The 26,532-nt window shown below is 73.5% G+C and carries 26 protein-coding genes; 13 read left to right on the top strand and 13 right to left on the bottom strand.

Annotation, left to right across the window (positions count from 1 at the left end):
• Positions 1-585 carry a bacterial proteasome activator family protein gene (locus O7602_RS29575; RefSeq protein WP_281585861.1) on the bottom strand — a complete coding sequence of 195 codons (585 nt, stop codon included), beginning with the start codon at positions 583-585 and terminating at the stop codon, positions 1-3.
• Between the two features lie 66 nt (positions 586-651).
• Here O7602_RS29575 and O7602_RS29570 point away from each other — a divergent pair, with 66 nt between their 5' ends.
• Positions 652-1,479 (top strand): alpha/beta hydrolase, encoded by an 828-nt coding sequence (locus O7602_RS29570; protein ID WP_281585860.1) that lies wholly within the window; start codon positions 652-654, stop codon positions 1,477-1,479.
• A gap of 50 nt (positions 1,480-1,529) precedes the next feature.
• Entirely contained in the window at positions 1,530-2,750 is a 1,221-nt protein-coding gene (locus O7602_RS29565) for an ABC transporter substrate-binding protein (RefSeq protein WP_281585859.1), read from the top strand.
• A 35-nt stretch (positions 2,751-2,785) separates the two neighbouring features.
• Here the strand turns inward: O7602_RS29565 and ddaH are convergent, their stop codons facing one another.
• Positions 2,786-3,571, bottom strand: coding sequence for a dimethylargininase (ddaH, locus tag O7602_RS29560; protein WP_281590610.1), 786 nt, complete (start codon positions 3,569-3,571; stop codon positions 2,786-2,788).
• 107 nt (positions 3,572-3,678) lie between these two features.
• Here ddaH and O7602_RS29555 point away from each other — a divergent pair, with 107 nt between their 5' ends.
• A complete protein-coding gene (locus tag O7602_RS29555) occupies positions 3,679-4,137 on the top strand; it encodes an Lrp/AsnC family transcriptional regulator (RefSeq protein ID WP_281585858.1) in 459 nt (152 codons plus the stop codon).
• Positions 4,138-4,183: 46 nt separating this feature from the next.
• Here the strand turns inward: O7602_RS29555 and O7602_RS29550 are convergent, their stop codons facing one another.
• Genes O7602_RS29550 through O7602_RS29540 form a run of 3 tightly spaced genes read right to left on the bottom strand, consistent with a single transcriptional unit; the run spans position 4,184 to position 6,307 of the window.
• Positions 4,184-5,281: a hypothetical protein gene (locus O7602_RS29550; protein ID WP_281585857.1), complete on the bottom strand. Its 1,098-nt coding sequence runs from the start codon at positions 5,279-5,281 to the stop codon at positions 4,184-4,186.
• Between the two features lie 55 nt (positions 5,282-5,336).
• Positions 5,337-5,594, bottom strand: a complete 258-nt coding sequence (locus O7602_RS29545) for a DUF6457 domain-containing protein (protein ID WP_281585856.1) — start codon at positions 5,592-5,594, stop codon at positions 5,337-5,339.
• Positions 5,591-6,307, bottom strand: coding sequence for an NTP transferase domain-containing protein (locus O7602_RS29540; protein ID WP_281585855.1), 717 nt, complete (start codon positions 6,305-6,307; stop codon positions 5,591-5,593). The genes O7602_RS29545 and O7602_RS29540 overlap by 4 nt, the downstream gene beginning before the upstream one ends.
• Before the next feature lie 630 nt (positions 6,308-6,937).
• On the opposite strand from O7602_RS29540, the gene fdhD reads away from it, so the two are divergent.
• Positions 6,938-7,792, top strand: a complete 855-nt coding sequence (fdhD, locus tag O7602_RS29535; RefSeq protein ID WP_281585854.1) for a formate dehydrogenase accessory sulfurtransferase FdhD — start codon at positions 6,938-6,940, stop codon at positions 7,790-7,792.
• A gap of 154 nt (positions 7,793-7,946) precedes the next feature.
• Here the strand turns inward: fdhD and O7602_RS29530 are convergent, their stop codons facing one another.
• The gene (locus tag O7602_RS29530; protein WP_281585853.1) at positions 7,947-9,047 is read right to left on the bottom strand and encodes a DUF4192 domain-containing protein; all 1,101 of its coding nucleotides are present in this window, start codon (positions 9,045-9,047) and stop codon (positions 7,947-7,949) included.
• Positions 9,048-9,210: 163 nt separating this feature from the next.
• Between O7602_RS29530 and O7602_RS29525 the strand changes: the two genes are divergently transcribed.
• The 5 genes from O7602_RS29525 (at position 9,211) to O7602_RS29505 (ending at position 16,116) form a co-directional block, all read left to right on the top strand.
• Positions 9,211-10,125 (top strand): fructosamine kinase family protein, encoded by a 915-nt coding sequence (locus O7602_RS29525; protein WP_281585852.1) that lies wholly within the window; start codon positions 9,211-9,213, stop codon positions 10,123-10,125.
• Positions 10,122-11,138, top strand: a complete 1,017-nt coding sequence (moaA, locus tag O7602_RS29520) for a GTP 3',8-cyclase MoaA (protein ID WP_281585851.1) — start codon at positions 10,122-10,124, stop codon at positions 11,136-11,138. The genes O7602_RS29525 and moaA overlap by 4 nt, the downstream gene beginning before the upstream one ends.
• 2 nt (positions 11,139-11,140) lie before the next feature.
• Positions 11,141-11,386 carry a MoaD/ThiS family protein gene (locus O7602_RS29515; protein WP_281585850.1) on the top strand — a complete coding sequence of 82 codons (246 nt, stop codon included), beginning with the start codon at positions 11,141-11,143 and terminating at the stop codon, positions 11,384-11,386.
• An 11-nt stretch (positions 11,387-11,397) separates the two neighbouring features.
• Positions 11,398-12,819: a metallophosphoesterase gene (locus O7602_RS29510; RefSeq protein ID WP_281585849.1), complete on the top strand. Its 1,422-nt coding sequence runs from the start codon at positions 11,398-11,400 to the stop codon at positions 12,817-12,819.
• A 114-nt stretch (positions 12,820-12,933) separates the two neighbouring features.
• Positions 12,934-16,116 (top strand): UvrD-helicase domain-containing protein, encoded by a 3,183-nt coding sequence (locus O7602_RS29505; RefSeq protein WP_281585848.1) that lies wholly within the window; start codon positions 12,934-12,936, stop codon positions 16,114-16,116.
• Positions 16,117-16,177: 61 nt separating this feature from the next.
• On the opposite strand, the gene O7602_RS29500 is transcribed toward O7602_RS29505, so the two are convergent.
• The gene (locus tag O7602_RS29500) at positions 16,178-16,813 is read right to left on the bottom strand and encodes an A24 family peptidase (protein WP_281585847.1); all 636 of its coding nucleotides are present in this window, start codon (positions 16,811-16,813) and stop codon (positions 16,178-16,180) included.
• Positions 16,814-16,823: 10 nt separating this feature from the next.
• Positions 16,824-17,822 carry an EamA family transporter gene (locus O7602_RS29495; RefSeq protein WP_281585846.1) on the bottom strand — a complete coding sequence of 333 codons (999 nt, stop codon included), beginning with the start codon at positions 17,820-17,822 and terminating at the stop codon, positions 16,824-16,826.
• Between the two features lie 85 nt (positions 17,823-17,907).
• On the opposite strand from O7602_RS29495, the gene O7602_RS29490 reads away from it, so the two are divergent.
• The gene (locus tag O7602_RS29490) at positions 17,908-18,810 is read left to right on the top strand and encodes a flagellar basal body protein FliL (RefSeq protein WP_281585845.1); all 903 of its coding nucleotides are present in this window, start codon (positions 17,908-17,910) and stop codon (positions 18,808-18,810) included.
• Between the two features lie 190 nt (positions 18,811-19,000).
• Complete coding sequence (locus O7602_RS29485; protein WP_281585844.1) at positions 19,001-20,236, top strand: ATP-binding protein; 1,236 nt, start codon at positions 19,001-19,003, stop codon at positions 20,234-20,236.
• 9 nt (positions 20,237-20,245) lie between these two features.
• Here the strand turns inward: O7602_RS29485 and O7602_RS29480 are convergent, their stop codons facing one another.
• On the bottom strand, positions 20,246-20,791 hold the full coding sequence (locus tag O7602_RS29480; protein ID WP_281585843.1) for an N-acetyltransferase: 546 nt from the start codon (positions 20,789-20,791) through the stop codon (positions 20,246-20,248).
• Positions 20,792-20,916: 125 nt separating this feature from the next.
• Between O7602_RS29480 and O7602_RS29475 the strand changes: the two genes are divergently transcribed.
• Both O7602_RS29475 and O7602_RS29470 read left to right on the top strand, forming a co-directional pair.
• Entirely contained in the window at positions 20,917-21,462 is a 546-nt protein-coding gene (locus O7602_RS29475; protein WP_281585842.1) for a DoxX family protein, read from the top strand.
• 204 nt (positions 21,463-21,666) lie between these two features.
• Positions 21,667-23,103 (top strand): glycosyltransferase 87 family protein, encoded by a 1,437-nt coding sequence (locus O7602_RS29470; RefSeq protein ID WP_281585841.1) that lies wholly within the window; start codon positions 21,667-21,669, stop codon positions 23,101-23,103.
• A 10-nt stretch (positions 23,104-23,113) separates the two neighbouring features.
• On the opposite strand, the gene O7602_RS29465 is transcribed toward O7602_RS29470, so the two are convergent.
• From O7602_RS29465 to moaC, 4 genes are read right to left on the bottom strand one after another with little or no spacing between them, the layout of a single operon-like run.
• Positions 23,114-23,545, bottom strand: a complete 432-nt coding sequence (locus tag O7602_RS29465) for a molybdenum cofactor biosynthesis protein MoaE (protein ID WP_281585840.1) — start codon at positions 23,543-23,545, stop codon at positions 23,114-23,116.
• Positions 23,542-24,798, bottom strand: coding sequence for a molybdopterin molybdotransferase MoeA (locus tag O7602_RS29460; protein ID WP_281585839.1), 1,257 nt, complete (start codon positions 24,796-24,798; stop codon positions 23,542-23,544). Before O7602_RS29460 ends, O7602_RS29465 begins: the two co-directional genes overlap by 4 nt.
• A gap of 37 nt (positions 24,799-24,835) precedes the next feature.
• Positions 24,836-25,306 (bottom strand): MogA/MoaB family molybdenum cofactor biosynthesis protein, encoded by a 471-nt coding sequence (locus tag O7602_RS29455; protein ID WP_281585838.1) that lies wholly within the window; start codon positions 25,304-25,306, stop codon positions 24,836-24,838.
• Positions 25,303-25,794, bottom strand: coding sequence for a cyclic pyranopterin monophosphate synthase MoaC (gene moaC, locus O7602_RS29450; protein WP_281585837.1), 492 nt, complete (start codon positions 25,792-25,794; stop codon positions 25,303-25,305). The genes O7602_RS29455 and moaC overlap by 4 nt, the downstream gene beginning before the upstream one ends.
• Positions 25,795-26,532 lie beyond the last annotated feature (738 nt).

Genomic DNA, 26,532 nt, shown 5'->3' with positions numbered 1-26,532 from the left:
TCACAGGTACTGGCCGGGAGCGTGGCCCTCGGCGCCGGGCATGCCCGGCATGCCGGGCATGCCCGGGACCACCCCGCCGGGGCCGCTGGGCAGCGCCTGGCGGCCGGAGCGCATCTGCTCCAGTTGGACTCGGGCGGCCATCTGCTGGGCGACGAGCGCGGCCTGGATGCCGTGGAACAGCCCTTCCAACCAGCCGACCAGCTGGGCGTGGGCGATGCGCAGCTCACCCTCGCTCGGCGCCTGCTGCTCGGTGAACGGCAGCGAGATCCGCTCCAACTCCTCGCGCAGCTCCGGGGCGAGCCCCTCCTTCAGCTCGACGATCGAGCGTTCGTGGATCTCGCGCATCCGGTGCCGGCTGGCGTCGTCGAGCGGGGCGGCCTTCACCTCCTCCAACAGTTGCTTGATCATGCTGCCGATCCGCATCACCTTGGCCGGCTGCTCGACCAGACGGGTCGGATCCTCACCCTTGCCCTCGTCGGTCTGCACGGTGCCGACCGGTCGGCCGTCCGGCCCGACCACCACCACGGTGCCGGGGATGCCATCGTTGCCCTGTTCGTCGTGTCCGCCGGGGTGCGCTTCGGTCATGGCAACCATCTTTACCCACGCCGACCACGCGCACGCGCGCAGGACCGCGCAGGCTACCGTCCCCGCATGCCCAGCGACCCGCGTGACGTGCTGACCCGGCCGGCTCCGCCGCCGGACGCCACCGTCGCCTACGGCGACCACCCGGACCAGTGCGCCGACCTGCGCCGCCCGGCCGGTGACGGTCCGGCCCGACCGCTCGTGGTCGTGGTGCACGGCGGCTTCTGGCGGGCGGAGTACGACCGCGCCCACACCGGCCCGATGGCCACGGCGCTGGCCGCGCTCGGCCATCCGGTGGCGCAGCTCGAATACCGCCGGACCGGCCCGCCCGGCGGCGGCTGGCCGAACACGCTCGCCGACGTACGCGCCGGGGTCGCCGCGCTGCCGGGGCTGGCCGCCGCCGCGCTGCCCGGCCGGGTGGCGCCCGTCCCACCGATCCTGGTCGGTCACTCGGCCGGCGGTCACCTGGCGCTGTACGTGGCCGCGCACGCCCCGGACACGGTCGGCGGCGTGCTCGCGCTGGCCCCGATCGCGGACCTCGCCGAGGCGTACCGGCTGGACCTGGACGGCGGGGCGGTGGCCGCGCTGCTCGGCGGCGGCCCGGCGGACGTCCCGGACCGGTACGCGGCCACGGATCCATCGGCGCTGGTACCGATCCCGGCACGGACGGTAGTGATGCACGGGTCGCTCGACCAGCAGGTTCCGGTGTCGACGAGCCGCTCCTGGGTGGCCGCCGACCAGGCCGCCGGCGGCACCGCCATACTGGTTGAGCTGGCGGAATGCGAGCACTTCGGGCTGATCGCGCCGGACTCGGTCGCGTGGCCCCGGGTGGTCGAGGCGTTGCGGTCCCTTCACAGTGATCTTCCGGGCATTGACGCAACGTCGACGACCAGGTAGAACGCCGATGGGGTGTGCACCATGGCCACCCCCGGCGGGGAGGAAGTTCGGTGGCACAGATGAACCGCAGGCGTGCTCTGCAACTGCTGGGCGCGCTCGGCGTCACCGGGTTCGCGGCCGGCTGCGGCTCCGGCGACGACTCCCCGGAGCAACCGGCGGCCGGCAGCCCGATCAAGATCGGGCTGATCGTGCCCGGCAGCGGCCCGAACAAGGCCATCGGCGACGACATCACCAACGGCTTCCAGCTCTTCCTCAGCACGCACGGGCAGCAGCTCGGCGGGCACCCGGTCACGGTGGTGCCGGCCGAGGAGGGCGACAGCGCCGCCACCGGCAAGGCCGCCGTCGACCGGCTCCTGAAGGAGGGTGTGCTCGCGCTCACCGGCGTGGTCAGCCCGACCGTCATGACCGGCATCCGGGATGCCGTGGAGGGGGCCCGGGTGCCGCTCATCGGCTCCAACGCCTCCCCCGCCTCGCTCAAGGGCGTCCTCTACATCTGGCGCACCTCGTACGTGCTGGACGAGCCGGGCGTGGCGCTCGGTGAATACCTGCGCCGGATCCTGGACCCGTCGAGCCGGATCGCCATCTTCGGCACCCAGGGCGCCAGCAGCCGGGACGTCGTCGACGGGCTGCGGCGCGGCTACGAACTCGGCCGCCGGCTCACCGAGGAACCGATCTACACCCCCGACTACGCCAACCCGGGCAAGGGGGTCTACACCGGGCCGATCCGCAAGGCGCTCGGCCGCAACCCGGACGCCGTCTTCTGTCACTACACCGGCCCGCAGGCCGTGCAGTTCGTCAAGCAGCTCTACGACGCCGGCTACCGGGGGCCGATCTACGCGCCCGGGTTCCTCACCGAGGGCACCGTCCTCGACCAGCTCGACGACGGCGAGAAGGGCCGGGACCGGCGGCTGATCGAGGCCCACGGCATCGAGACCGCGCTCAACTACTCGGCGGACCTGAACAACACCGCGAACCGGGTGTTCGCCTCCGCGTACCGCAAGACGTTCAACACCTCACCGACCACCTACGCGATGGCCTCGTACGACGCCGCGCAGGTGCTGGACAAGGCGATCCGGCTGGTCGACGGCGACCCGAACCCGACGCAGGTCAACCTGGCGCTCGGCAAGATCGGCCAGATCGACAGCCCGCGCGGTTCCTGGCAGTTCAACCAGCCGCGTACCCCGCAGCAGAAGTGGTATCTGCGCAAGGTGCAGCTCGACGGCCGGATGCTCTCCAACGTGGTGATCAACGAGCTGGCCACGCTCGGCTGACGCGGCGGCGGGGGTCCGGGGTCAGGGGGTCCGGGTCAGGGCCGCAGCTCGGCGATGCAGCACTTCACGCTGCCGCCGCCCTTCTTCAGCTCGGCCAGCTCCACCGGGACCGGCTGGTAGCCGGCCGCCCGCAACGCGCCGGCCAGCCGGGTGGCCTCGTTGTTCAGCACCACGTTGAGCCCGTCGCTGACCAGGTTCAGGCCGAAGGCCAGGGCGTCCTCGTCGTCCGCCACCACCGCGTCCGGGAAGAGTTGGTGCAGCACGCGCTGGCTGGCCGCGGAGAAGGCGCCCGGGTAGTAGACGATGTTCCCGTCGTCGATCGAGGCGAGCGCCACGTCCAGGTGGTAGAAACGCGGGTCGACCAGGCGCAGTGAGACCACCGGCCGGCCGAGCGCCTCCTGCGCCTCGGCGTGCGCCGCCAGCTCGGTCCGGAAGCCGTGGCCGGCGAGGATCAGCCCGCCGTGCGCGTCCGGCAGGTACGCGAAGTCGCCCTCACCCTCGTTGGTCTCGCTCGGCGCGAGGAACCGCCAGCCCTGCCCCTCGTAGAACTCCCGGTGCGCGGCGGCCTCGGCGGCCCGCTGCTCGTGCTTGAACCGGGCGCCGTAGGCCGTGCCGTCGACCACGAAGGCGCCGTTGGCCGCGAAGACCATGTCCGGCAGGCCCGCCCCGGGGGTCAGCAGGTGCACCTCGTGACCGAGCCCGAGCAGCGTCTCGCGGAGCCGGTCCCACTGCTTGACCGCCAGGTCCGCGTCGACCGGGGTGGTGACGTCCATCCACGGGTTGATCGCGTACTCGACCGCGAAGTAGTCGGGCGAGCACATGAGATATGTCCGCTTTCGCGAGACTCGCTGCTGGTTCACGGTCACCAAGAGTAGGTAGGTTAGAACTTTGGTAACAGCCACGACCATTGCTTCCCAGAGGCGGAACGTTGCAGATAGACGCGGTAGACCAGCGAATCATTGCGCTACTCGTGGCGGACGCCCGCGCCTCGTACGCGGACATCGGCAACCGGGTGTCACTCTCCGCCCCGGCGGTCAAGCGACGCGTCGACCGGCTGCGGGCGACCGGGGTGATCCGTGGCTTCACCGCCGTGGTCGACCCGGCCGCCGTCGGGTGGACCACCGAGGCGTTCGTCGAGCTGTTCTGCGCCGGGCGGACCACGCCGGCGCAGATCGGCGTCGCGGCCCGCCGGCACCCCGAGGTCGTCGGCGCCTACACCGTCTCCGGCGAGGCGGACGCGCTCGTACACCTGCGCGCCGCCGACATCTCCCACCTGGAGGATGCGCTCGAGCGGCTGCGGGCCGAATCGTTCGTCACGTCGTCGCGCAGCACCATCGTGCTGTCCCGGCTGGTCGAATCCCCCGGCGTCGGACCGTCCACGGGCTGACGCCGATCGTCGGCGGCGGCGTGGCGGTTGCGGCGTGGCGGCGTTGTCAGAGGTACATGCCGGTGCGGTGCTCCTGCGCCCGGGCCGGCTTGTCGCCCTCGCCGAAGAAGCGCTTGCCACCGAACTCGCCGTGCAACCGGTCGTCGAGCTCGTCGGCGAGACCGGTCATCACCTGCACCGCGAGCATCAGGTGGGTGGCCTGGAAGTTGCGGCCGAAGACCGGGATGGACGCCCAGACCGTGTCGTCGGCGCAGTAGAGCCGCCCGATCGGCATCCGATTGGTCAGCTCGGAGAGCTTCACGTAGAGCCGCTCGGTCGGCTCGACCTCGGTCAACACCGGCGAGAAGACGTCGACAAGCGGCGGATTGTCGCGTACCCGCACGAACACCATGGCCGAACCGGCCCGGATGTTGATGTCACCGTCGGAGTCCACCTGCACCTGGTCGGCGTCCGACTTCAACATCGTCGAGACGACCGTCCGGACCCGCTCCTCCAACGCCAGCACGTCGTTCTCGCCCGCCTGGGCCGCCGCGGCGGCCAACGCCTCGTCGAGGTCGGCCTCGGAGCCCCGGTCCTGGCCGAACTCACCGCGCGCGGTGCCGAGCGGCTCCACCGCCAGCGGCTCACCGTCGGCGTCCTGCACCAGGTAGACCAGGAACGCGGGATGCGGGGCGCCGTAGACGTCGCGCAGCGTCCGGGAGAGCACTGCCGACAACCGGGTGGCCTCGTCGACGCCGCAGTCCAGGCCGAACTGCTCGCCGGAACCCGCCACCACGCCGGGCGGCGACCAGCCCAACGCCACCATGTCCGCCACCGCCCCCCGGTCCAGCCGGAACCCCGGCGGAAGCGTGGCGTTGCCGACCGCCCGGGCCGACAGGCCACCCCCCTCGGCGGCGTCGGCGCTCACCGAATAGACGGCGTCCCCGGTGCCGGAGGCGGTCGGATCGAGCGTCACCTCCAGGTGCCCACCGGCCGGCAGCCCGCGCAGCCGTTCCGCAAGCGCCCGGGCGAACTCCCGCCAGGCCTCCGTCACCTTGGCCCGCAGGTCGGCCGTGGTCGGCTCGTCGAGCAGGATCGACTCGTGCTGCTCCGGCATGCCGCCGGCAGGCTGGTCGACCGGCGCCGAGGGGTGGTCTGCCGTCATGATCGCCTCCGTCCGTTCCCGCCACCCTACCCAGAGGCACTTTCACCGGACCGGGCTACTTCACCCCGCTGGTCCCGTCCAACTCCACCGGCCAGGAGCCCGCCAGCGTGCTGAGCCGGGCCGCCGCCGCGGTCGGATCCGCGCCGCGCCCCACGGCCACCCCCAGGAGGTACGCGCTGACCGGCGCGCCCGGCCGGAGCACCTGGTGCGCCACGTCCCGCGCCACGTCGAGCACCGCCGACACCGGCACCTCGGCCGGGTCCAGCTCCAGCTCTGCACAGGCAGCGGTGACCCAGTCGTCCAACAGCGTCATCTCGTCCACTCCTCGGCCCGGCGTACGTCCTCGTCAGTGTCGCAGTCGAACCAGGGCGGCGGCCCGGTGCCGGACCACGTCACCTCGCAGACCGTGACACCGGCAAGCAATCCGCGCACCGGCGCACCGGCGACCGTGCCGCCCCGCTCCGCCGCCAGCCGATCGAGGGCCGTACGCAGCGCCGCCAACCGCCACACCCCGCAGAGCTGCTGCCGGCGACCGGCGTCGTCCACGTAGCAGGCCACCCCCGCCGTCGACCCGTCGAGCGCCAGCCGCAGCTCGGCCACCGCAGCGGAGGTGAGCAGCGGCAGGTCGGCGGCGAGCAGGGCAACCGTGGTCGTCTCGGACGGCAACAGGGCCAGCCCCGCCGCGGTGGCGGCCACCGGACCTCCACCTGGTGGTTCCTCCCGGGTCACCCGCACTCCCGCAGGCCACGCGCCGGGGTTGCCGGTCCGACCGGACTCGCCGCTCCCACCGGACTCGCCGCTCCCACCGGACTCGCCGCTCCCACCGGACTCGCCGACCCGACCGGCCTTGCCGGGCGGGCCGAAGCTTCCGGGCGGGCCGACCACGATCCGCTCACTCGCGTCGGCCACCGCGGCCAGCACCCGATGCAGCATCGGCTGGCCCCCGACCGTCCGGGCGGGCTTGTCCGTCCCGCCCATCCGCCGGGCCGCGCCACCGGCGAGCAGCACCGCCGCATACCCGGTCATCGCCTCACCCTACTCAGGGACCCGCCCTTGACCGGGTGCGCGCGGCGCCCGAGCCGGTCCCGTACCCCGGGCTGGTTCTCCACACCGATCTTGATCGCCCCCTTCGCCGAGGTGGCGCGCGGACCCGCGTGTTGATCGACTCCATTCCGCCGGAGTGGTCGTATCCCGAAGCTTGATCGACTCCAGCTCGCCGAGGTGGCGGTATGCAGGACTGCCGGATAGCGCCACCTCGCCGAGCTGGTGTGGGTTGCCCCTGCGGCAGGGCGGACGGTGGAGCGGAACCGCAGGCACGGGCACGGGCCTGCGCACGGGCACGGGCACGGGCCTGCGCACGGGCACGGGCACGGGCCTGCGCACGGGCACGGGCACGGGCCTGCGCACGGGCACGGGCACGGGCCTGCGCACGGGCACGGGCAGCCTGAGCACGGGCACGGGCAGCCTGAGCACGGGCACGAGCCTGAGCACGGGCACGAGCATGAGCAGCGAAGCCGAGCCCGAACGGCGGAGCCGAAGCCGAAGCCGGAGCCCGGACGCGCGGAGCCGAAACGCGGATGGCGGATCAGGGCGGAAACGCGGCGGGGCGGACGGGTGGAGGTGCGGGCGGGGTGACGTGCGGGAGAGGATGGCGGCATGGGACGGGCGACTGACCGGCGTAGCGTGCTGCGGATCGACCTCGGGGCCACGGGCGACCGCCGGCCCCGGGTCCGCCGGCAGGACACCCTGTCGGTGGAGGAGCCGCTGGAGATCCGGGTCGGGCCGGCCGGCCCCGGCCGCCGCCGACCGCTCGCCGTGACCATGCGCACCCCGGGCGACGACCTGGACCTGGCGATCGGTTTCCTGCTCACCGAAGGGCTGATCCGGTCCGCCGAGGACGTGCACACCGCGCAGCTCTGCGCCGGGGCGGAAACCCCCAACACCTACAACGTGGTCGACGTGGTGCTCTCCCCCGGCGTACCGGAGCCGGCCACCGATCCGGCGCGCAACTTCTACACCACCAGCTCGTGCGGGGTGTGCGGAAAGGCAAGCATCGAGTCGGTGCGCACCCGCTCACGGTTCGCCGTCCGGGAAGATCCCCTGGAGGTCACCGCCGAACTGCTGGCCGAACTGCCCGACCGCCTACGCTCCGCGCAGCGCGCCTTCGACCGCACCGGCGGCCTGCACGCGGCCGGGCTCTTCGACGCCGGCGGCGAACTGCTGGTGCTGCGCGAGGACGTGGGCCGGCACAACGCCGTGGACAAGGTGGTCGGGTGGGCGGCCCGAGCGGACCGGCTGCCGCTGGCCGGGCATGTGCTGCTGGTGTCCGGACGGGCCAGCTTCGAGCTCACCCAGAAGGCGTGGATGGCCGGTGTGCCGCTCCTCGCGGCGGTCTCCGCGCCCAGCACACTCGCCGTCGAACTGGCCGAGGAAGCCGGCATGACGCTTGTCGGCTTCCTGCGGGCTCCGACCATGAACGTCTACACCGGGGCCCAGCGCGTGCCAGCTTGACCCACGCCGGCCAGCGGCGCGGGACACGGCCACTCAGGGACGCTGGACGGCCTCCGGACACGACCGGCGGGACACGACCGGCGGGACACGACCGGCGGGACACGACCGACTCAGGGCGCGGGCCGCCGACCCAGCGGCCCGGGAGACGGCCCGCTCAGCGACGCGGAGGGCGACGCCGGCGGCGGCGGAGCACCGATGTGCCGGCGGTGCCGGGCCAGCCGTCCAACTCGGACGGGGACACCCCGCGGCGGAGCGTGTCGTCGAGGAACACCGCGAGCGGGTAGTCGGGGTGGTCGGCGAGTACGCGTTCCAGGGCGACCGCGGCCAGTGCGCCGTGCCCGGATCGCCAGGCGGCGAACGCGAGCAGAGTGCCGGGCGCCGCCGTCAGATCCGGCTCGGCCCGGCGCAGCACATCCGTCCAGAGGCTGATGTCGGCGTCGCGGCCGTCGGTGCGGGACCACGCGTGATCGCGTACCGCGAGGTCGGTGAGGAGAACGGTCAGCCAGGCCACCTCGTCGTCGTCGAGCCGTTCGCCGCGCCGCTGCCGCCGGAACGCGGACCGCACCGCAGCCGTCCCGGCCGAGCGCACGGCCCGGGCCGTCCCACCCCGACCACCGCCGCCCGACGCACCGACCGACGAGCCAGGGGAAGCATCACCGGGCGATGCGCTGTCGATCGGCTCACCGGTGAGTGCGGCCAGTCGACGGCGGGCCCGTCCGGTGGCCCGGCGTAGGGCGAGCCGGACCGGGCCGTCGTACGGCGACACCTGCGCGGCCAGCGCGGCGCGGTCGGGCAGTGCGACCTGGCCGGCGAAGACCGCCGCCGCGCTGACCTGGCTTGCTGCCGGGTCGTACGGGGTGCCCTCGGCCGGGCAGCAGGCGGGCTCGTCGCAGAGGTAGGACCACCAGCGCCCGTCGGTGACCCGGAGTGCGTCGAGGACGATCAGCCCTGCCTCGTCCAGCGCCTCGCCGACCGCGTCCACGGTGCCGGTGACCCGGGCGGCCGGGCCGTAGCCGATGACCGTGGCGGCGTCGGCGTGCTGGCGCGTCACCACAAGCGCCAGGTGCCGGGCCGCCGGGCCGGGGTGGGTGCCCGGTTCGGGCAGGTCGCCCCGGGCGGCGAAGACCACCTGCCGGCCCCGCATCGCGACCACCACGACGCTGTCGGTGGGATGGAAGCCGAGCAGGTAGGGCACGGCGACGACGAGGTCGGCCGGCGAGCGGACGGAGAGGCGGGGGCGCTCGGTGGAGTTCATGCCGGGAGCTTGCGTGCCCGGCGGGGGCCGCGTCCGACCCTGTGGACGACACGCGGTCCATCCACAGATACGGAGAGTATCGCCCCAGGTGAGAGCCGATCGGCCACCGTCGAGGCACGGGCAACACCCGCCGGATGTCCCAGCCACCGGCTACCTTGCGCTCATGGACCTGGCATACCTGCGGGCACATCCGGAGCACCTGCCGACCTTCCTGACCCACCAGCGGATCCGGGAGACCCCGGTCGCCGGCGGCGACATCTGCACCGCCTCGCGGCTCACCCTCGACGACGGGCACTCCGTCTTCGCCAAGAGGTGGCCGGAGCGGGCGACGCAGCCGGTGCCCGACGGCTTCTTCGCCACCGAGGCGGCCGGCCTGCGGTGGCTGCGTGAGGCAGATGCGGTTCCGGTGCCGGAGGTGCTTGTCGCGTTGCCGGAGCTGTTGGCGCTCGACTGGGTGGAGCCGGGCGAGCCGAGCCCGGAGGCGGCAGAGGCGTTCGGCCGCGGGCTGGCCGGGCTGCACCGGGCCGGCGCGCCCGCGTTCGGCGCGGAGTGGACCGGGTTCGTCGGCGCGCTGCCGCAGGACAACACCGTCGAGCCGGGGCCGTGGCCGGACTGGTTCGCCCGGCGCCGCCTTCTGCCTTACCTGCGCATGTCGGTCGACCGCGGCGCGCTCGCCGGGGAGGCGGCGGCGCTGGTCGAGCAGGTCGTCGACCGGATCGGCGAGTGCGGCGGCGACGAACCGCCGGCCCGGGTGCACGGCGACCTCTGGCCCGGCAACCTGCTCTGGGGGGCAGACGGCCGGGCCTGGCTGGTCGATCCGGCCGCGCACGGCGGCCACCGCGAGACCGACCTGGCGCAGCTCGCGCTCTTCGGTGGCGCGCCGCTGCTGGATCGGATCCTGGCCGCCTACCGGGAGACCTGGCCGTTGGCCGACGGTTGGCGCGAGCGCGTGCCGCTGCACCAACTGCACCTGCTGCTGGTGCACACCGCGCTCTTCGGACCGGCGTACGCGGACGCGGTGGTTTCCGCCGCCCGCGCCGCGCTGGGGGGCGTCCGGCGCGCTACGGTCGGGAGATGACCGCCCCCCGGACGACGGCCGACGGGCTCCTCACCGACCGGTACGGCCGCGTCGCCCGGGACCTGCGGGTCTCGCTGACCGACAAGTGCAACCTGCGCTGCACCTACTGCATGCCGGCCGAGGGCCTGCCCTGGCTGGCCGGTCCGCAACTGCTGACCGACGAGGAGATCGTCCGGCTGGTCGGTGTCGCGGTGCGCCGGCTCGGCATCACCGAGGTGCGATTCACCGGTGGCGAGCCGCTGATCCGGCCTGGTCTGCCCGGCATCGTGGCGGCCGTCGCCGCGTTGTCGCCCCGGCCGCGCATCTCGCTGACCACGAACGGCATCGGCCTGGCCCGGCTCGCGCCGGCGCTGCGCGCGGCCGGGCTGGACCGGGTCAACGTCTCCCTTGACACGCTGGACCGGGCCCGCTTCGCCACGTTGACCCGCCGCGACCGGCATGACGACGTGCTCGCCGGATTGGCCGGAGCGGCAACCGCCGGGCTGACCCCGGTCAAGATCAACACCGTGCTGATGCGCGGCGTCAACGACGACGAGGCGCCGGAGCTGCTCCGGTTCGCCCTGGCGCACGACTACCAACTCCGGTTCATCGAGCAGATGCCGCTGGACGCCCAGCACGGCTGGGACCGGTCGACCATGGTCACCGCCGACGAGATCCTGGCCGCCCTGCGCGCCGAGTTCGAGTTGCGTCCCGACCCGGCCGAGCGGGGCGCCGCGCCGGCCGAGACCTGGCTGGTGGACGGCGGGCCGGCCCAGGTCGGGGTGATCGCCAGCGTGACCCGGCCGTTCTGCGGCGACTGCGACCGCACCCGGCTCACCGCCGACGGCCAGGTGCGCAACTGCCTCTTCGCCACCGAAGAGTCCGATCTGCGGGCCGCGCTGCGCGCCGGTGCCGACGACGAGGAGATAGCCCGCCGCTGGCGCGCCGCGATGTGGGGCAAGCGGGCCGGACACGGCATCGACGACCCGACCTTCCTCCAGCCCGTCCGGCCGATGTCGGCGATCGGAGGGTGACGGTGGAGCTGACCGTCCGCTATTTCGCCGGCGCACGCGCCGCCGCAGGTCGCGCCGAGGAGAGCGTCCCCGCCGGCCGGTCGCTTGACGAGCTTCTCGACGACCTGGCCAGCCGGCACGGCGAGCGCCTGGCGGTGGTGCTCGGGGCAGCGAGTTTCCTGGTCGACGGCGTGGCCTGTCATGATCGTCGGGCATCGTTGCCGGCCGGGGTGACGGTGGACGTGCTGCCACCCTTCGCGGGCGGCTGAGGGAGGCCGACGTGCTGGCGATGGCGACATTCGTGGGTTTCGTCGTGCTCGTCATCGGCCTGATCCACTTCTACCTGTGGAAGCGGCTGGTCCGGGACACCACCCGTCCGGGCCGGTGGCGGCGGGTCGGGGCGGTGGCGGCGCTCCTGCTCGCGCTGCTGGTGCCGGCGACGCTGGCCGGCACGCGGAACGGCTGGTACTGGCTGGCCTGGCCGGGCTACCTCTGGCTGGCTCTGATGTTCTACCTGCTGGTGCTGCTGCTCGTGCTGGAGGTGCCGACCGCGGTGGTGCGTCTCGTCATGCGCCGGCGCGCCCGGTCGGCCACCGCCGAGGGTCCGGAACCCGAGCCGGCGCTGGTGGGCACCGGCAACCCGCCCGCCGCGCCCGCCTCGACCGGCGACGCGGCTGACGGCCAGCCCGCCGCGGATGCCGCTGGCGCGCGGTTCACCGGCGACCGGCCGCCGGCCGCGGACACCCGCGGCGCGCGGCCGGTCGACCACGCCGACCCGGGACCGCCGGCCGCGGACATCCGCGGCGCGCGGTCCGTCGATCACGCCGACCCGGGGCCGCCGGCCGGCGTGGCGGCGGGGCACGACCCTTCCCGCCGGCTGCTGCTCGCGCGTGGTACGGCGATCTTCGCCGGGCTCACGGCCGCTGGCATCACCGGGTACGGCGTGCGGACCGCGATGGGCCCACCCCGACTGGACCGGGTCCGGATCCCGCTGGCCAAGCTGCCCCGGAGCATGGACGGGCTACGGATCGCGACCGTCTCCGACATCCACCTCGGACCGTTGCGCGGCCGGGCGCACACCGAGCGCATCGTCGCCATGATCAACCGCCTGGACGCCGACCTGGTGGCCGTGGTCGGTGACCTGGTCGACGGCACCGTGGCCGAGCTGGGCGAGGCGGCCGCACCGCTGCGGGACCTGCGCTCCCGGTACGGCAGCTTCTTCGTGACCGGAAACCACGAATACTATTCCGGAGTGGAGGAGTGGGTCCGCGAGGTGGACCGGCTCGGCCTGCGGGTGCTCCAGAACGAGCGGCAGGAGATCCGGGCCCGGGGCGGAGTGCTGGACCTGGCCGGGGTCAACGACGTGACCGCCGCCGGCACCGGGTTGGCCGCGCCGGCCGACTACGCCGCCGCGCTCGGCGACCGCGACCCGAGCCGCCCGGTGGTGCTGTTGGCACACCAACCGGTGGCCGCGCACGAGGCGGCGACGTTCGGCGTCGACCTCCAGCTCTCCGGGCACACTCACGGCGGTCAGATGGTGCCGTTCAACCTGGCGGTGAAGCTCCAGCAGCCGGTGGTATCCGGTCTGGGCGAGGTGGACGGCACCAAGGTCTACGTGACGAACGGAGCCGGTTTCTGGGGGCCGCCGGTGCGGGTCGGCGCTCCGCCGCAGGTGACCCTGGTCGAGCTGCGCGCCCCCTAGCGCGAGGAGCGAGCCCATAGCCCGCCCGGGCCGCCGCGTCCAGCACCGCATTGCTCAGGTCACGCGTACGCGTGGCGGCGGGCGGGTAGGCAACCGGACATGACAGGATGCGGCGTGCCTCCGTTCAGCGCCGCACCCCCCGGTGGCCTTCCGCCCTACGTCGCGGATCTGCACATCCACTCGAGATACTCCCGGGCGTGCAGCCGCGATCTGACCCTGCCGAACCTCGGCTGGTGGGCCCGGCGCAAGGGCATCGGGGTGCTCGGCACCGGCGACTTCACCCACCCCGCCTGGTACGACCACCTGCGCGAGACGCTGCACCCGGCCGAGCCCGGCCTCTACCGGCTCGCGCCGGAGGCGGAACGGGACATCGCCCGGCGGTTGCCGCCCCGGCTGGCCAGCGAGGCCGAGACGGACCCGGTCCGGTTCATGCTGAGCGTGGAGATCTCCACGATCTACAAGCGGGACGACCGGACCCGGAAGGTGCACCATCTGATCTACCTGCCCGACCTGGACGCGGTGGGCCGGTTCAACGCCGCGCTGGGTCGGATCGGCAACCTCGGGTCGGACGGCCGACCGATCCTCGGGCTGGACTCCCGCGACCTGCTGGAGATCACCCTGGAGGCCAGTTCGGACGGCTTCCTGGTGCCGGCGCACATCTGGACGCCCTGGTTCTCCGCGCTCGGGTCGAAGTCGGGCTTCGACGCGATCGCCGACTGTTACGCCGACCTGGCCGAGCACATCTTCGCCGTGGAGACCGGGCTCTCCTCCGATCCGGAGATGAACTGGCGGGTCGGCAGCCTGGACCGGTACCGGTTGGTGTCCAACTCGGACGCCCACTCGCCGCCGGCACTGGGCCGGGAGGCGACCGTCCTGACCGCGAACCGCGACTACTTCGCGATCCGCGAGGCGCTGCGCACCGGCGAAGGGCTGGCCGGCACCGTCGAGTTCTTCCCCGAGGAGGGCAAGTACCACGCCGACGGGCACCGGCTCTGCGGGGTGAACTGGTCGCCGGAGCGGACCCGGGAGGCCGGCGGGCGCTGCCCGGAGTGCGGCAAGCCGCTGACCGTGGGCGTGCTCAGCCGGGTCGAGGAGCTTGCCGACCGACCGGCGGGGCACCGGCCGCCGCACGCCCCCGAGGTGGCTCACCTGGTGCCGCTGGCCGAGATCCTGGGTGAGCTCAACCGGGTGGGCGCACGGTCGAAGAAGGTCGAGGGCAAGCTCAACGATCTGGTCGCGGCGCTCGGCCCGGAGCTGGAGATCCTCACCCGTACGCCGGTGGAGGAGATCGGGCGGGTCGGTGGCGAGTTGCTCGCGGAGGGCATCGGCCGGCTGCGCCGCGGCGAGGTGCGTCGGGTGCCGGGTTACGACGGCGAGTACGGGGTGATCACGCTCTTCGATCCGGCGGAACTGGGCACCTCGGGCGGCGGTGCGCAGGACGCGCTGTTCGACGTACCCGTGCCCGCGCAGCGGCGGCCCACGGAGCCGGCGCCGAAGCCGAAGGCCAAGCGCCCGGCGGCGGTCCGCCCCGAGCCGAGTCGCACGCCGCCGCCGGTGCCGCCGCTCGCGCCGCAGCCCTCGCCGCACGAACCGTTCGAGCCGATGCTCGCCGGCATGGAGGAGGTCGGCACCGGCCTGCTGGACCGGTTGGACGCGATGCAGCGGGTGGCCGCCTCCGCGCCCGGTGGTCCGCTGCTCATCGTGGCCGGTCCGGGCACCGGCAAGACCCGGACGCTCACCCACCGGATCGCCTACCTGTGCGCGGAGTTGAACGTCTTCCCGGACCAGTGCCTGGCGATCACGTTCACCCGGCGGGCGGCCGAGGAGCTGCGGCACCGCCTGGACGGGCTGCTGGGGCCGGTCGCCGAGGACGTCACGGTGGGCACGTTCCACTCGCTCGGGCTGACCATGCTGCGGGAGAACGCGGCGGCGGCCGGGCTGCCGGCGGACTTCCGGATCGCCGACGACGCCGACCGGGCGGCGGCCCGCGCGGAGGCCGGCGACGACGACCAGCGGTACGTGGCGCTGCTGCGCAAGAAGGATCTGGTCGACTTGGACGAGCTGCTCACCCTGCCGGTGGCGCTGCTCAACGGGGACCGGAAGCTGGTCCGGGAATACCGCGAGCGATGGAAGTGGATCTTCGTCGACGAGTACCAGGACGTCGACGCGGTCCAGTACGAGCTGCTGCGACTGCTCAGCCCGGCCGACGGCAACCTGTGCGCGATCGGCGACCCGGACCAGGCGATCTACTCGTTCCGGGGCGCGGACGTCGGCTACTTCCTGCGCTTCTCGCAGGACTTCACCGACGCCCGGCTGGTCCGGCTGAACCGCAACTACCGCTCCTCCGCGCCGATCCTGGCCGCCGCGGTGCAGGCCATCGCGCCGTCGTCGCTGGTCCGGGGCCGCCGCCTCGACCCGGCCCGGCTCGACCCGGAGGCCCCGCTTGTCGGCCGGTACGCGGCGACGTCGGTGTCCGACGAGGCCGACTTCGTGGTGCGTACCGTCGACGAGCTGGTCGGCGGCCTGTCCCACCGGTCCCTGGACACGGGCCGGATCGACGGGCGGACGACGTCGCTGTCCTTCTCCGACATCGCCGTGCTCTACCGCACCGACTCGCAGGCCGCGCCGCTCGTGGACGCGCTGGCCCGGGCGAACATTCCGGTGCAGAAACGCTCGCACGACCGGCTGCGTGACCGGCCGGGTGTCGCCGCCATCGCCCGCGAGCTGCGCCACGCCGGTTTCGACGGCTCCCTGACCACCCGGGTACGCGAAGCCGGTCGGGTGGTGGCCGAGCGCTTCGCCGTGCCGACGCTCGACGGCTCCGGCGCGGTACGCCCCGAGGACGTCCGCGCGGCCGTGGACCTGCTCACCCCGCTGGCCCGGCGCTGCGACGGCGACCTCGAACTCTTCCTCAACCAGCTCGCGACCGGCGCGGAGGTGGACGCGCTCGACCCGCGCGCCGAGGCGGTCACGCTGCTCACGCTGCATGCGGCCAAGGGCCTGGAGTTTCCGGTGGTGTTCCTGGTCGGGGCCGAGGACGGCCTGCTGCCGCTGCGCTGGCCCGGCTCCGAGCCGGACGAGGACGCGGTGGCCGAGGAGCGCCGACTCTTCTTCGTCGGGCTGACCCGGGCGCAGGACCGGCTCTACGTCAGCCACACCGCCCGTCGCACCCGGCACGGCACGGAACGCCAGACCCGTCCGACGCCGTTCCTCGACGTGATCGACGCGGGCCTGTTCGACCGGCTCGGCACCGCCGAGCCGCGCCGCCCGCGCGATCACCAGCTCCGCTTGATGTGAAAGGAGGGGGCCCCTATTAACGCCTCCGGTATAGGAGGGGCCCCTTATTACAACCGCATGCTCAGGTGAGCACGGCGGCGAGCCAGGCGCCCGCGAGGATCGCCGGGCCGAACGGCAGCGGGGTGTCCCGGCGTACCCGGCCGGCGGCGAGCAACACGAGCACCGCCACCCCGGCGACCACATGCGGAAGAAGCAGGCCCAGTCGGAGCGTCGGCCAGCCGAGCCAGCCCAGCGGGAACCCGAGGGCGGCGGCGAGCTTCACGTCGCCGAAACCGAGCCGGGCGCGCGGCAGCAGCGCGAGCAGCACGTATCCGCACAGGGACAGGCCCGCGCCGGCCACGGCGGTGGCCGCGCGGCCCGGCTGGTCGGTGACCGCCGCCGTCCCGACCAGGCCGAGCCCGCCGCCGAGCGCCACCACGCCGACAAGCGGATCGGGCAGGCGCAGCGCGATCAGGTCGGTCACCGCGAGAACCAGGCCGGCCGCCGCGATCAACAGGAGCACCGGCAGCGCGGGGTCGGCGCCGTGTGTGGCGGCCAACCCGCCGAACACTACGGCTCCGGTGACCGTCATGCTGGCCCGGCGCGGCGGGACGCCCCCGACGCCGACGACGTGGCGGCCGAGCGGCACCGCGACCAGACCGGCCAGCGCGCCGAGCAGCACCGCCCCCGCCACCGAAGCCACCGACGCCACGGACACGGGCGGGACGCTACCGCCCGTCCGGCGACACGACCGTCCCGCTTCCGGCTGCCGGCGCGGTCCGGCGCGGACGCTCCATGCTGACCACCACGGCCACGCCGGCCACGATCACCGCGCCGCCGAGCAGCACCTGTGCGGTGACCGGCTCGGCGACGAACAACGCGCCGAGCGCCACCGCGACCGCCGGGTTCACGTACGCGTACGTGGAGACGAGGGAGATCGGCGCGTGGGCGAGCAACCAGACGTACGCGGTGAAGGCGACAAGCGACCCGGCCACCATCAGGTAGGCCAGCGCCGCCCAGGACCGCCCGGTCACCTCGGCGGGGGCGAAGTCGCGCAGCTCGCCGCGAAGGGCCGCGACCGCCGCGAGCGCCACCGCGCCGGCCACCATCTCGTAGACCGTCGCCACGAAAGGATCGGCGGGCATCCGGATCCGCCCGGACAGGTACGAGCCGACCGACCAGCTCGTCGCGGCTACGACCACGGTCAGCGCACCGGCCAACGGCACCCCGTCCACCCCGTCCCGGGGCAGCACCAGCAGGACGAGACCGGCGAAGCCGAGCGCCACGCCGACGAAGGTCCACGGACGGGGCCGGTCGCCGCCGGCCGTACGGAGCACCACCACCAGGAGTGGCACGGTGGCCACCAGCAGCGCGGCGACGCCGGAGGGCACCGCGCTCCGGGGCGGGCCCGACTCGGCGAACACCACCAACCCGTTGCCCCCGGCCAGCAACAGCACGCCGACAAGCGCGGCGGAGCCGACCCGACGCGCCGGCACGCGGAGGGCTCCCGGCCCGTGCCGCAGCCGCAGCACGAGCGCGAGCACACCGGCCGCGGCGCCGAACCGCATCGCGGCGGAGGTGAGCGGCGGTAACGACTCGACCGCGATCCGGATGCCCAGGTAGGTCGAGCCCCAGAGCAGGTAGACCAGGGCCAGGGCGGTCCAGATCAGGGCGGCGGGCGTCGAGGTGTCGGCGGTGTCCGTCGCACTCGATGGGCGTGAGCTCATTTGTGGACCACGCTACGGTGGCCAGGGCGTCGGCGTTGCCCCTCGGTGGCCGGCCTCTCAGCATTGTCGTACGCAGGAGGCGTTCATGTCGAACTTCGGACCACCGGGCAGCGGCGCATCCGAGCCGTGGGGTGGACGGCGCCCCGGCGACGGTTATCCGCCCGAACCCCACCACCCCGGCCAGCAGTACGCGCCACCCACCGAACAGGTCGGCGCCGAGCCGTACGGCGGGCCGCCTTCGCAGTACGGGCCGCCGGTGCAGCGGTACGAGCCGACGCCGGGATGGCCCGCCGGCCCACCCCCGTCCGCCGCCCCCCACCAGGGCTACCCGGCCGACCGCGGGTACGCCGGGCAGCCCTCGCACACCGGGGAGCAGTCCCCGTACGCCGGGCAGCCCCCGTACCCCGAGCAACAGCCGTACACCGGAGGGCAGCCCCCGTACCCCGAGCAACAGCCGTACGCGGGCGGGCAACCGCCGTACCCAGGGCCACAGCCGTACGACGAGCCGCCGCCCCGGCGGCGGGGTAAGGGTGTGCTGCTGCTGGTGGTGATCGTGCTGGCGGTGCTGCTGGGCGGCGCCGGGGCGTACTGGCTGTTCGGCCGGGACGGGGAGAGCCCGACGTCCGGGACGACGGCCGCCACCGCGCCGGCGGCGGATCCGGACGCGGCGGATCCGACGGCGGCGGTGACGCCGAGCGACGCGGCGGATGCGACGCCCTCGTCTGCGGCCCCGGCCTCGTCGACCGACCCGCGCTTCGTCAAGGCGGGTCAGTGTGTGGCCAACGAGGGCGGCAGTGGGCAGCCGAAGCTGGTGATCGCCGACTGTGCCCCGAAGACGTACGAGGTGTTGCGCCGGGTGGACGGCGCGACAAGCGGCAAGAAGGACGCCGAGGCGAAGTGCGGCAAGGTGGCCGGCTACACCGACTGGTATTTCTTCGACAGCGAGTTGGACACGCTCGACTTCGTGCTCTGCCTGAAGCGCCGCTGAGAGCGGTGCTGAGGGCGGCGCTGAGGGCGCTGCTGAGGGCGGCGCTGAGGCGACGATCGGCCGGTAGGCAAAACTAGGGCTGTCTAGCATGGATGCTAGACAGCCCTAGCTTTGGGTCGAGGCCGACACGCGGTAGCCACCTCTACGCACGTCTAGCCTGTCCGCTAGACAACCCGATACGGTGCGATGCGTGGATCCCGTCCGCAACCCGTACGCCCCGGGTGCCGGCCAGCGCCCGCCCGAACTCGCCGGGCGGGGGCGGGAGCTGGACGTGTTCGACGTGGTCCTGGAGCGCATCGCCCGGGGCCGCCCGGAACGCAGCCTGATGCTCACCGGGCTGCGCGGGGTGGGCAAGACGGTGCTGCTCAACACGCTGCGCTCGGAGGCGATCAACCACCTCTGGGGCACCGGCAAGATCGAGGCCCGGCCGGACCAGTCGCTGCGGCGGCCGATCGCCGCCGCGCTGCACATGGCGGTCCGGGAGCTGGCCCCCCGGCACCGCGCGCCGGACCGGATCGACGCCTTCCTGGGCGTGCTCAAGGCGTTCGCGCAGCGCTCCGCGCCGGCCGGGCGGGGTGGCGCGGCGCCGAAGCTGCGCGACAGGTGGCAGCCCGGCATCGACGTGCCGGCCGCCAGCGGCCGGGCCGACTCCGGCGACATCGAGATCGACCTGGTCGAGCTGCTCAGCGACGCGGCGGCGGTCGCCACCGACGTGGGCACCGGCATCGCCATCTTCATCGACGAGATGCAGGACGTCGGTGCCGAGGACGTCTCCGCGCTCTGCGCCGCCTGCCACGAGCTGTCGCAGCTCGGCGCGCCGCTCATCGTGGTGGGCGCCGGCCTGCCGCACCTGCCAGCCGTGCTCAGCGCCGCCAAGTCGTACTCCGAACGGCTCTACCGCTACCAGCGGATCGACCGGCTGGACCGGATCGCCGCCGACCAGGCGCTCTGCGCGCCGGCCGAGCGGGAGGAGGTCGAGTACGAGCAGAAGGCCCTCGACCTGCTCTATGAGAAGTCCGGCGGTTACCCCTACTTCGTCCAGGCGTACGGGAAGGCGACCTGGGATCACGCGCCCCGGTCGCCGATCACGGCGGCGGACGTGCGGGTCGCCGCGCCGGAGGCGGAGGCGGAGCTGGCGGTGGGTTTCTTCGGCTCCCGCTTCGAGCGGGCCACTCCGGCCGAACGCGAATACATGCGGGCCATGGCCACGTTGGCGCTGGTGAACGGCGAGGATGGCGCACGGGACGACATGGACGCCGCGGTGCCCACCGCGGAGATCGCCCGCGCGCTCGGCCGTAAGCCGGCCAGCCTCTCCCCGGCCCGGGACGCGCTGATCAAGAAGGGTCTGATCTATTCCGGTGAGCGGGGAACTGTCGCGTTCACCGTCCCGCACTTCGGCCGCTACCTGCGTACCCAACCCGCCTGAAAAAGCCGGTCAGACCCGCGACCAGGGTGGCGGAAAGACCACCTCGCCGGCCGGGGGCGGTGGCTCCTCGGCGGTGGACGGCGGCAGCACCAACGCCTGCCATGGCTCCCCCAGCCCGGACCAGGGGCTGCTCAGCCCCAACCGGTCCGCCGGGCCGAAGCCGAACCGCCGGTAGTACGCCGGGTCACCGAGCACCACCACCAGCCGCTCGCCCAGCTCGGTGGCGGCGTCCAGCGCCGCCTGCACCACCGCCGTGCCGTGCCCGACGCGCTGCCGGTGCCGGGCCACCGCCACCGGCCCGAGTGCCAGCGCCGGCCAGGAGCCGCCGTCGGTGCGTACCCGCACCCGGCTGAGCAGCGCGAAGCCCACCACTTCGCCGCCGTACTCGGCGACCATGGCCAGCTCCGGGATCCACGCGGCGCTGTGCCGCAGCTCCTCGACCAGGCCGACCTCGGGCGGGGTGGTCACGTCGGGGCGGGCGAACGCGGCGGCGAGCACCCGGGCCACCGGCGCTTCGTCCGCCGGCTCCTCGGGGCGAAGTCGCAGCGTCGTCACCCGCGCGACCTTACCGAACACGGCCGGTCCATCCGCGACGGTCGCTGAAATCGATACCGGACGGACGTCGATACCTTTTGTGTGTTGCAGGGGTGATCGGGCCTTCGAGGGGGTAAGACTGAAGCATGAAGCCCGTGCGCTCCCTCGCCCGAGTCATGTTGAGCGGCATCTTCGTGGTCAGCGGCGCCCGTAACCTGCGCAACCCGGAACGGCTGGTGCCCGCCGCGAAGCCGGTCACCGACCGGGTCACCCCGCTGATCCAGAACCTGCATCCGCGCATCCCGACCGACACCGAGACGCTGATCCGGGCCAACGCCGCCACCCAGTTGGTCGGCGGGTTGATGCTGGCCACCGGCCGGTTCAGCCGCCCGGCCGCGCTCGTCCTCGCCGGTACGCTGCTGCCGACGACGGCCGCGGGTCATCCCTTCTGGAACAACGACGACCCGGCCGTCCGCAACAACAACCAGATCCACTTCCTCAAGAATCTCGGCCTGCTCGGTGGTCTTCTCCTCGCCGCCGCGGACACCGAGGGCAAGCCGGGGCTGCGCTGGCGCGCCGGCCACCGGATCCACCACTCGCGCCGGTCGGTGAAGCGCGCGGTCCGCACCGCCCGCCGGGAGGCGAGAATCGCCGTACGCTCCGCGGCGACCGCACGCCGGATGCCCGGCTGACGTCCACCTGCACGACACCCACCCCCCGCAAGGCCACCAATCACCTGAACCGTCCGACACCCGTTAACGCGGTTGAAATGTCGCAAACACGTGTGGGATCGGACACGGTCATGTAACGCGGGAGGCAGCATCGTGAGGCACCGTTCTAGGCTCCGTTCTGGACCTGGACGGGCACGACGACCTTGGTACGGGGGTGGCCACGCCATGCCGACGACAGTCGGTAGACGGACCAACCGCCTCACCCCGACCCCCCGCGTCGTCCTCGGGGTCGACCAGCGGATCGCCGTACGTGTCGGCGTCGTGGCCGCGGTGTGGTACGCGGCGTGGCTCGCCATCGGCGCCTTCGGCCGGCCGTACAACTTCTTCGACATGAAGATCTACCACGGCGCGGTGCTGTGGTGGGCGGGCGGCAACGAGCTGTACGACTTCGTCGCCCCCTCGACGACGCTCGGTTTCACCTATCCACCCTTCGCCGCCCTGGTCATGCTGCCGATGTCCTGGCTGCCGGTGGACCTCGCCGGTTCGGTCAACGCGCTTGCAAGCATCGGCGCGCTCGCGGTCGTGCTGGCGGCGTTGCTGCGTCCGATCGTGGACCGGCTCGGCTGGTCGCTCTGGTTCATCGTCGGCATCGCCACCCCGCTCGCCGTGGCCATCGAGCCGTCCCGGGAGACGCTCGGCTACGGCCAGGTCAACCTGCTGCTGTTCGCGCTGATCATGGCGGATCTGGTGGGTCTGCGCTGGCGGGCCAGGCGGGGTACCCATCACGAGAGCGCCGAGACGCCGCTGGCCCGCTTCGTCTACAGCGGCGCCTGGGCCGGGGTCGGCATCGGGCTCGCCACCGCGGTCAAGCTCACCCCGGCGCTGTTCGTGGGCTATCTGATGCTCACCCGGCAGTGGCGGGCCGCGTGGATCGCGGTCGCCACCACGATCGGGGTGACCCTCGCGACGTTCGGCGCGATCGGCGAGGAGTCCCGCGCCTATTTCACGAGTGTGCTGTGGCAGACCGAGCGGGTCGGCGCCGCCGACATGACCGCCAACCAGTCCCTCGCCGGCCTGCTGGCGCGGCTCTACGACTCGATCGAGACACCCGGGCTGCTCTGGCTCGCCTTCTCGGTGCTGGTGCTGGCGCTGGGCCTGTCCCGGGCGGTCAGCGCCCGCACCGACGGCGACGAGTTGACCGCGTTCACGCTTGTCGGGCTCACCGCCAACGTGATCAGCCCGATCTCCTGGTCGCACCACCTGGTCTGGGTCATCCCGGCGATCATCGTGCTGGCCGACGCCGCGGTACGCCGACGCGACGCCAGCCGCGGCCTGCCCCTGCGCGGCACCGGGCTGCCCTCGGCCAACGGCGTACCCCCGTTGCGCCCGCCGATCTGGTATCCGGCGCTCACCGGTCTCCGGCACGCGGCCGGCGCGCTCGGGCTCTATCTGCTCTTCCTGATCTCGCCGATCTGGCCGTACGAACACCAGCTCCCCGAGGTGTCCCACTACCAGGACGGCCTGTTCGGCGCGCTGATGGAGAACTCCCTGGCGATCGCGCTGATCCTGCTGGTCGCGGCGCTGCCCTGGCGGCCCGGCGCGGAACCGGCGTTCTATCCCGACCGGCTGGGCCGCACCACCCAGCTCGCCGCCCGGCGCTGACCCGCCCGGCTCAGGGGCAGTTCACCCACTCCTCGGTGCCGTCGTCGAAGACCTGCCGCTTCCAGATCGGCAGTCGCGCCTTGACCTCGTCGACCAGCCGGGCGCACGCCGCGAACGCCGCCGCCCGGTGCGCGGTGCTGACCGCCGCGACAAGCGCCACGTCACCGATCTCCAGCGGGCCGATCCGGTGCGACACCGCCACCGCGTGCACCGCCGGATCGGTGGCGATCTCGGCGGCCACCTCGCGCAGCACGGCCTCGGCGGTGGGGTGGCCCTCGTACTCCAGCCGGGTGACCGCCCGTCCGTGGTCGTGGTCGCGGACCACGCCCTGGAAGGAGACCACCGCGCCGGCCCGGCGGTCGGCGACCGCCGCCTCGTGCGCGGCTAGGTCGAGCGGCCGGTCGGTGACCGCACCCAGGACCACGCGCGTCTCGGTCGTCACGGCCGCTCCCCGGAGGTCAGCGGCAGGGGTACGAGCGGCACCCGGTCACCCGCCGCGCCGCTGGTGCCCGGCCGGATCACCGCGAAGCCGTCCGCGCCGGCCAGCCCGCGCAGCATCGCCGAACCGACGTGCCGCACCGGGTGCGCGGTGCCGGCGACCCGGTCCCAGCGAACCAGGGCGAGGTGGGTCTGATCCCCCCGCCCGGCGACCGGCTCGGCCAGCATGACCTGCGGCAGCACCGGCATCGCACGGCCGGTGAGACCGGCGAGCAGGGGAGCGACGAGCGAGACCAGGGCCACCACCGCGGACTGCGGATTGCCCGGCAGGCCAGCCACGAAGCGCACCCGGCCGTCGGTGTCGGCCAGCCGGGCGAGCAGCATCGGGAAGCCGGGGCGCACCGCGACGGTGTTGACCACGTAGTCGGCACCCAGCGCCTCCAGCGCCGGGTGCAGGTGATCGACCGGCCCGTGCATGGTGCCGCCGGTGGTGCAGACCAGGTCGGCGTTGGCGAGCGCGCCGCGCAGCGCCGCGACGTGCGCGGGCAGGGTGTCGGCGACCGGCCCGACCACGTCGCCGCCCCGCACCTGACAGCCGTAGCGGCGCAGCCAGGCGGGCACCGAGGGGCCGAGCGCGTCGCGCACCCGGCCGGCCCCCGGCGGGCCCGACGTGAGCAGCTCGTCGCCGAAGACCAGCAGCGCGGCGCGCGGCGAGCGGCGGACCCGCAGCGTGTCGTGGCCGCAGGAGGCGGCCAGGCCGATCACCGCCGGGTCCACGGGCGTGCCGGCGGGCAGCAACTCCTCGTCGAGGCGGGCCTCCTCGCCCGGCTCGCGCCACTCCGGCTGCGGCCGGGGCGTGCCGGCCACCCGGCCGTCCGCCGCCCGGGTCGACTCCTCGATCCGCAGGATCGCGGTGGTGCCGGCGGGGACCATCGCGCCGGTGGCGATCTCCACGGTGGTGCCGTCCGCCGCCAGCGGGGGCGCGGTGTGCCCGGCGAGCACCCGGCCGACCACCTGCCACGGCCCGGCCCCGCGCACCGCCCAGCCGTCCACGCTCGAGGTGGGGAACGCCGGCAGGTCGGTGCGCGTGGTCAGTGGCTCGGCCAGGGTGTGCCCGTCGGTGTCGGCAAGCGGCCGGGCGACCGCGGGGAGCGCGGCGGAGAGGCCCACCGCGTACACCCGGGCGCGGGCCTCCTCCCACCCGGCCGGCGGGGGCGTGCCCACGTCGACCGCGGCGGCTTCGGTTTCCGTGCTCATCCGGCGAGCCTAGCGCCGGCGCACCCGGCCCGCGGGCTCAGTGGTCGCCGCCGCGGAGCTGGTCGACCGCGTGCCGCAGGATCGGCCCGAGCACGGCCAGCCCGTCCCGCGCGCCGCCGCGCGAGCCGGGCAGGTTGACCACGAGCATCCGACCGGCGACCCCGGCCCGGCCCCGGGACAGCGCGGCGGTGGGCACCGCGTCGCGGCTGTGCGCCCGGATCGCCTCGGCGATGCCGGGGATCTCGTAGTCGAGCAGCGCGCCGGTCACCTCGGGGGTGCGGTCGGTCGGCGTGATGCCGGTGCCACCGCTGGTCAGCGCCACGTCGACGCCCTCGTCACGGGCGGCGCGCAGGGCCTCGCCGACCGGGTCGCCGTCGGGCACCACCACCGGCGGGTCCACCATGCAGCCCAGCTCCGACAGACCGGCGACGAGCAGTGGGCCGCTGGTGTCCTCGTACACTCCGGCGGCGGCCCGGTTGGAGGCCACGATCACCCGGGCCCGGATCACGGCCGGTCCTCCGGCCGGACCCACTCGCCGGTCTTGCCGCCTTCCTTGCGGAGCACCCGCACGGCGTCCACCGAGGCGGCCGGGTCGACGGCCTTCACCATGTCGACCAGGGCGAGCCCGGCGACGGCCACCGCGGTGAGCGCCTCCATCTCCACCCCGGTGCGGTCGGCCGTCCGGGCGGTGGCGGTGATCTCCACGGTGTCGTCGGTCAGGTCGAGGTCGACGGTCACGCCGTGCAGGGCGATCGGGTGGCAGAGCGGGATCAGGTCGGGGGTGCGCTTGGCGCCCATGATGCCGGCGAGCCGCCCGACCGCGAGCGCGTCGCCCTTGGGCAGGCCGTCGCGGCGCAGCAGCTCCAGCACCTCGGCGGTGGTGCGGAGCCGGCCGGCGGCGACCGCGAGCCGGCCGGAGACCGGCTTGGCGGAGACGTCGACCATCCGGGCGGCGCCGGCCTGATCGACGTGGGTGAGCTGCGCGGGTTCGGTCACCGCCCGACCTTATCCGCCGGGTACGACGGGCGCGGCTCGTGTCGGGTGCCGATGATCTGCACCCCGCCCCTCCCGCACCCTCCGTCCGTCGATTCGCCGGGGATTTCGACGATGGGGCTCGTCGGCCGGATCCGCCCCGTTCCGAGCGGGAGGTCGCCCTTCTTGACTCGTGCTGACAGCCCCCCGACAACTCGGATTTCCATGCTGCTGTTCGGGCCTTTGTTGGCACCTGTCCCGGCGGAAACGACGGCCTAATCCACCTATCCCCGAGTCATCGGTGACAGTCGGGCCGGAGACGTGACTCTCCGACCCGGCGGCCGAAGCCGACCGAAGCAGGGTTGTAATGTTTCCCGGCCGAGACGACGCTACGAACGGTATGCCACCTCGAACCTTTCCGGATGGCCCAGAGCGACGGCGCGGGTACAACAAGGAGACGATCGGCTCCGCTCCGCATACAACTTGTGGACAGAACGTCATTTAAGCGACAATTATTACTCATATTGCGCATACCGACATTAATTCTTCCTTACCACTCCTTCTTCCCCTTAGCCTTCTCTCCAGTCGGCAAGCGCGGATACACGCACAAGCGGTCTCTGCGACGGGTCGTGACAATGCGCCACCGATTACGAGTTACCACTTCGGTCGGCGGCGATTACGGCCCACCGGGATATTGGAGGAGGGATGAGCAATGCGCAGCACCGAATGGGGATGAGAGTTTCCGGAACAGAAGCGAAGCGG

This window comes from Micromonospora sp. WMMD1128 (assembly GCF_027497235.1).
Lineage (GTDB): Bacteria > Actinomycetota > Actinomycetes > Mycobacteriales > Micromonosporaceae > Micromonospora.
Note: the sequence above shows the minus strand (reverse complement) of the source record. Positions and strands in the feature narration are given on the sequence as shown.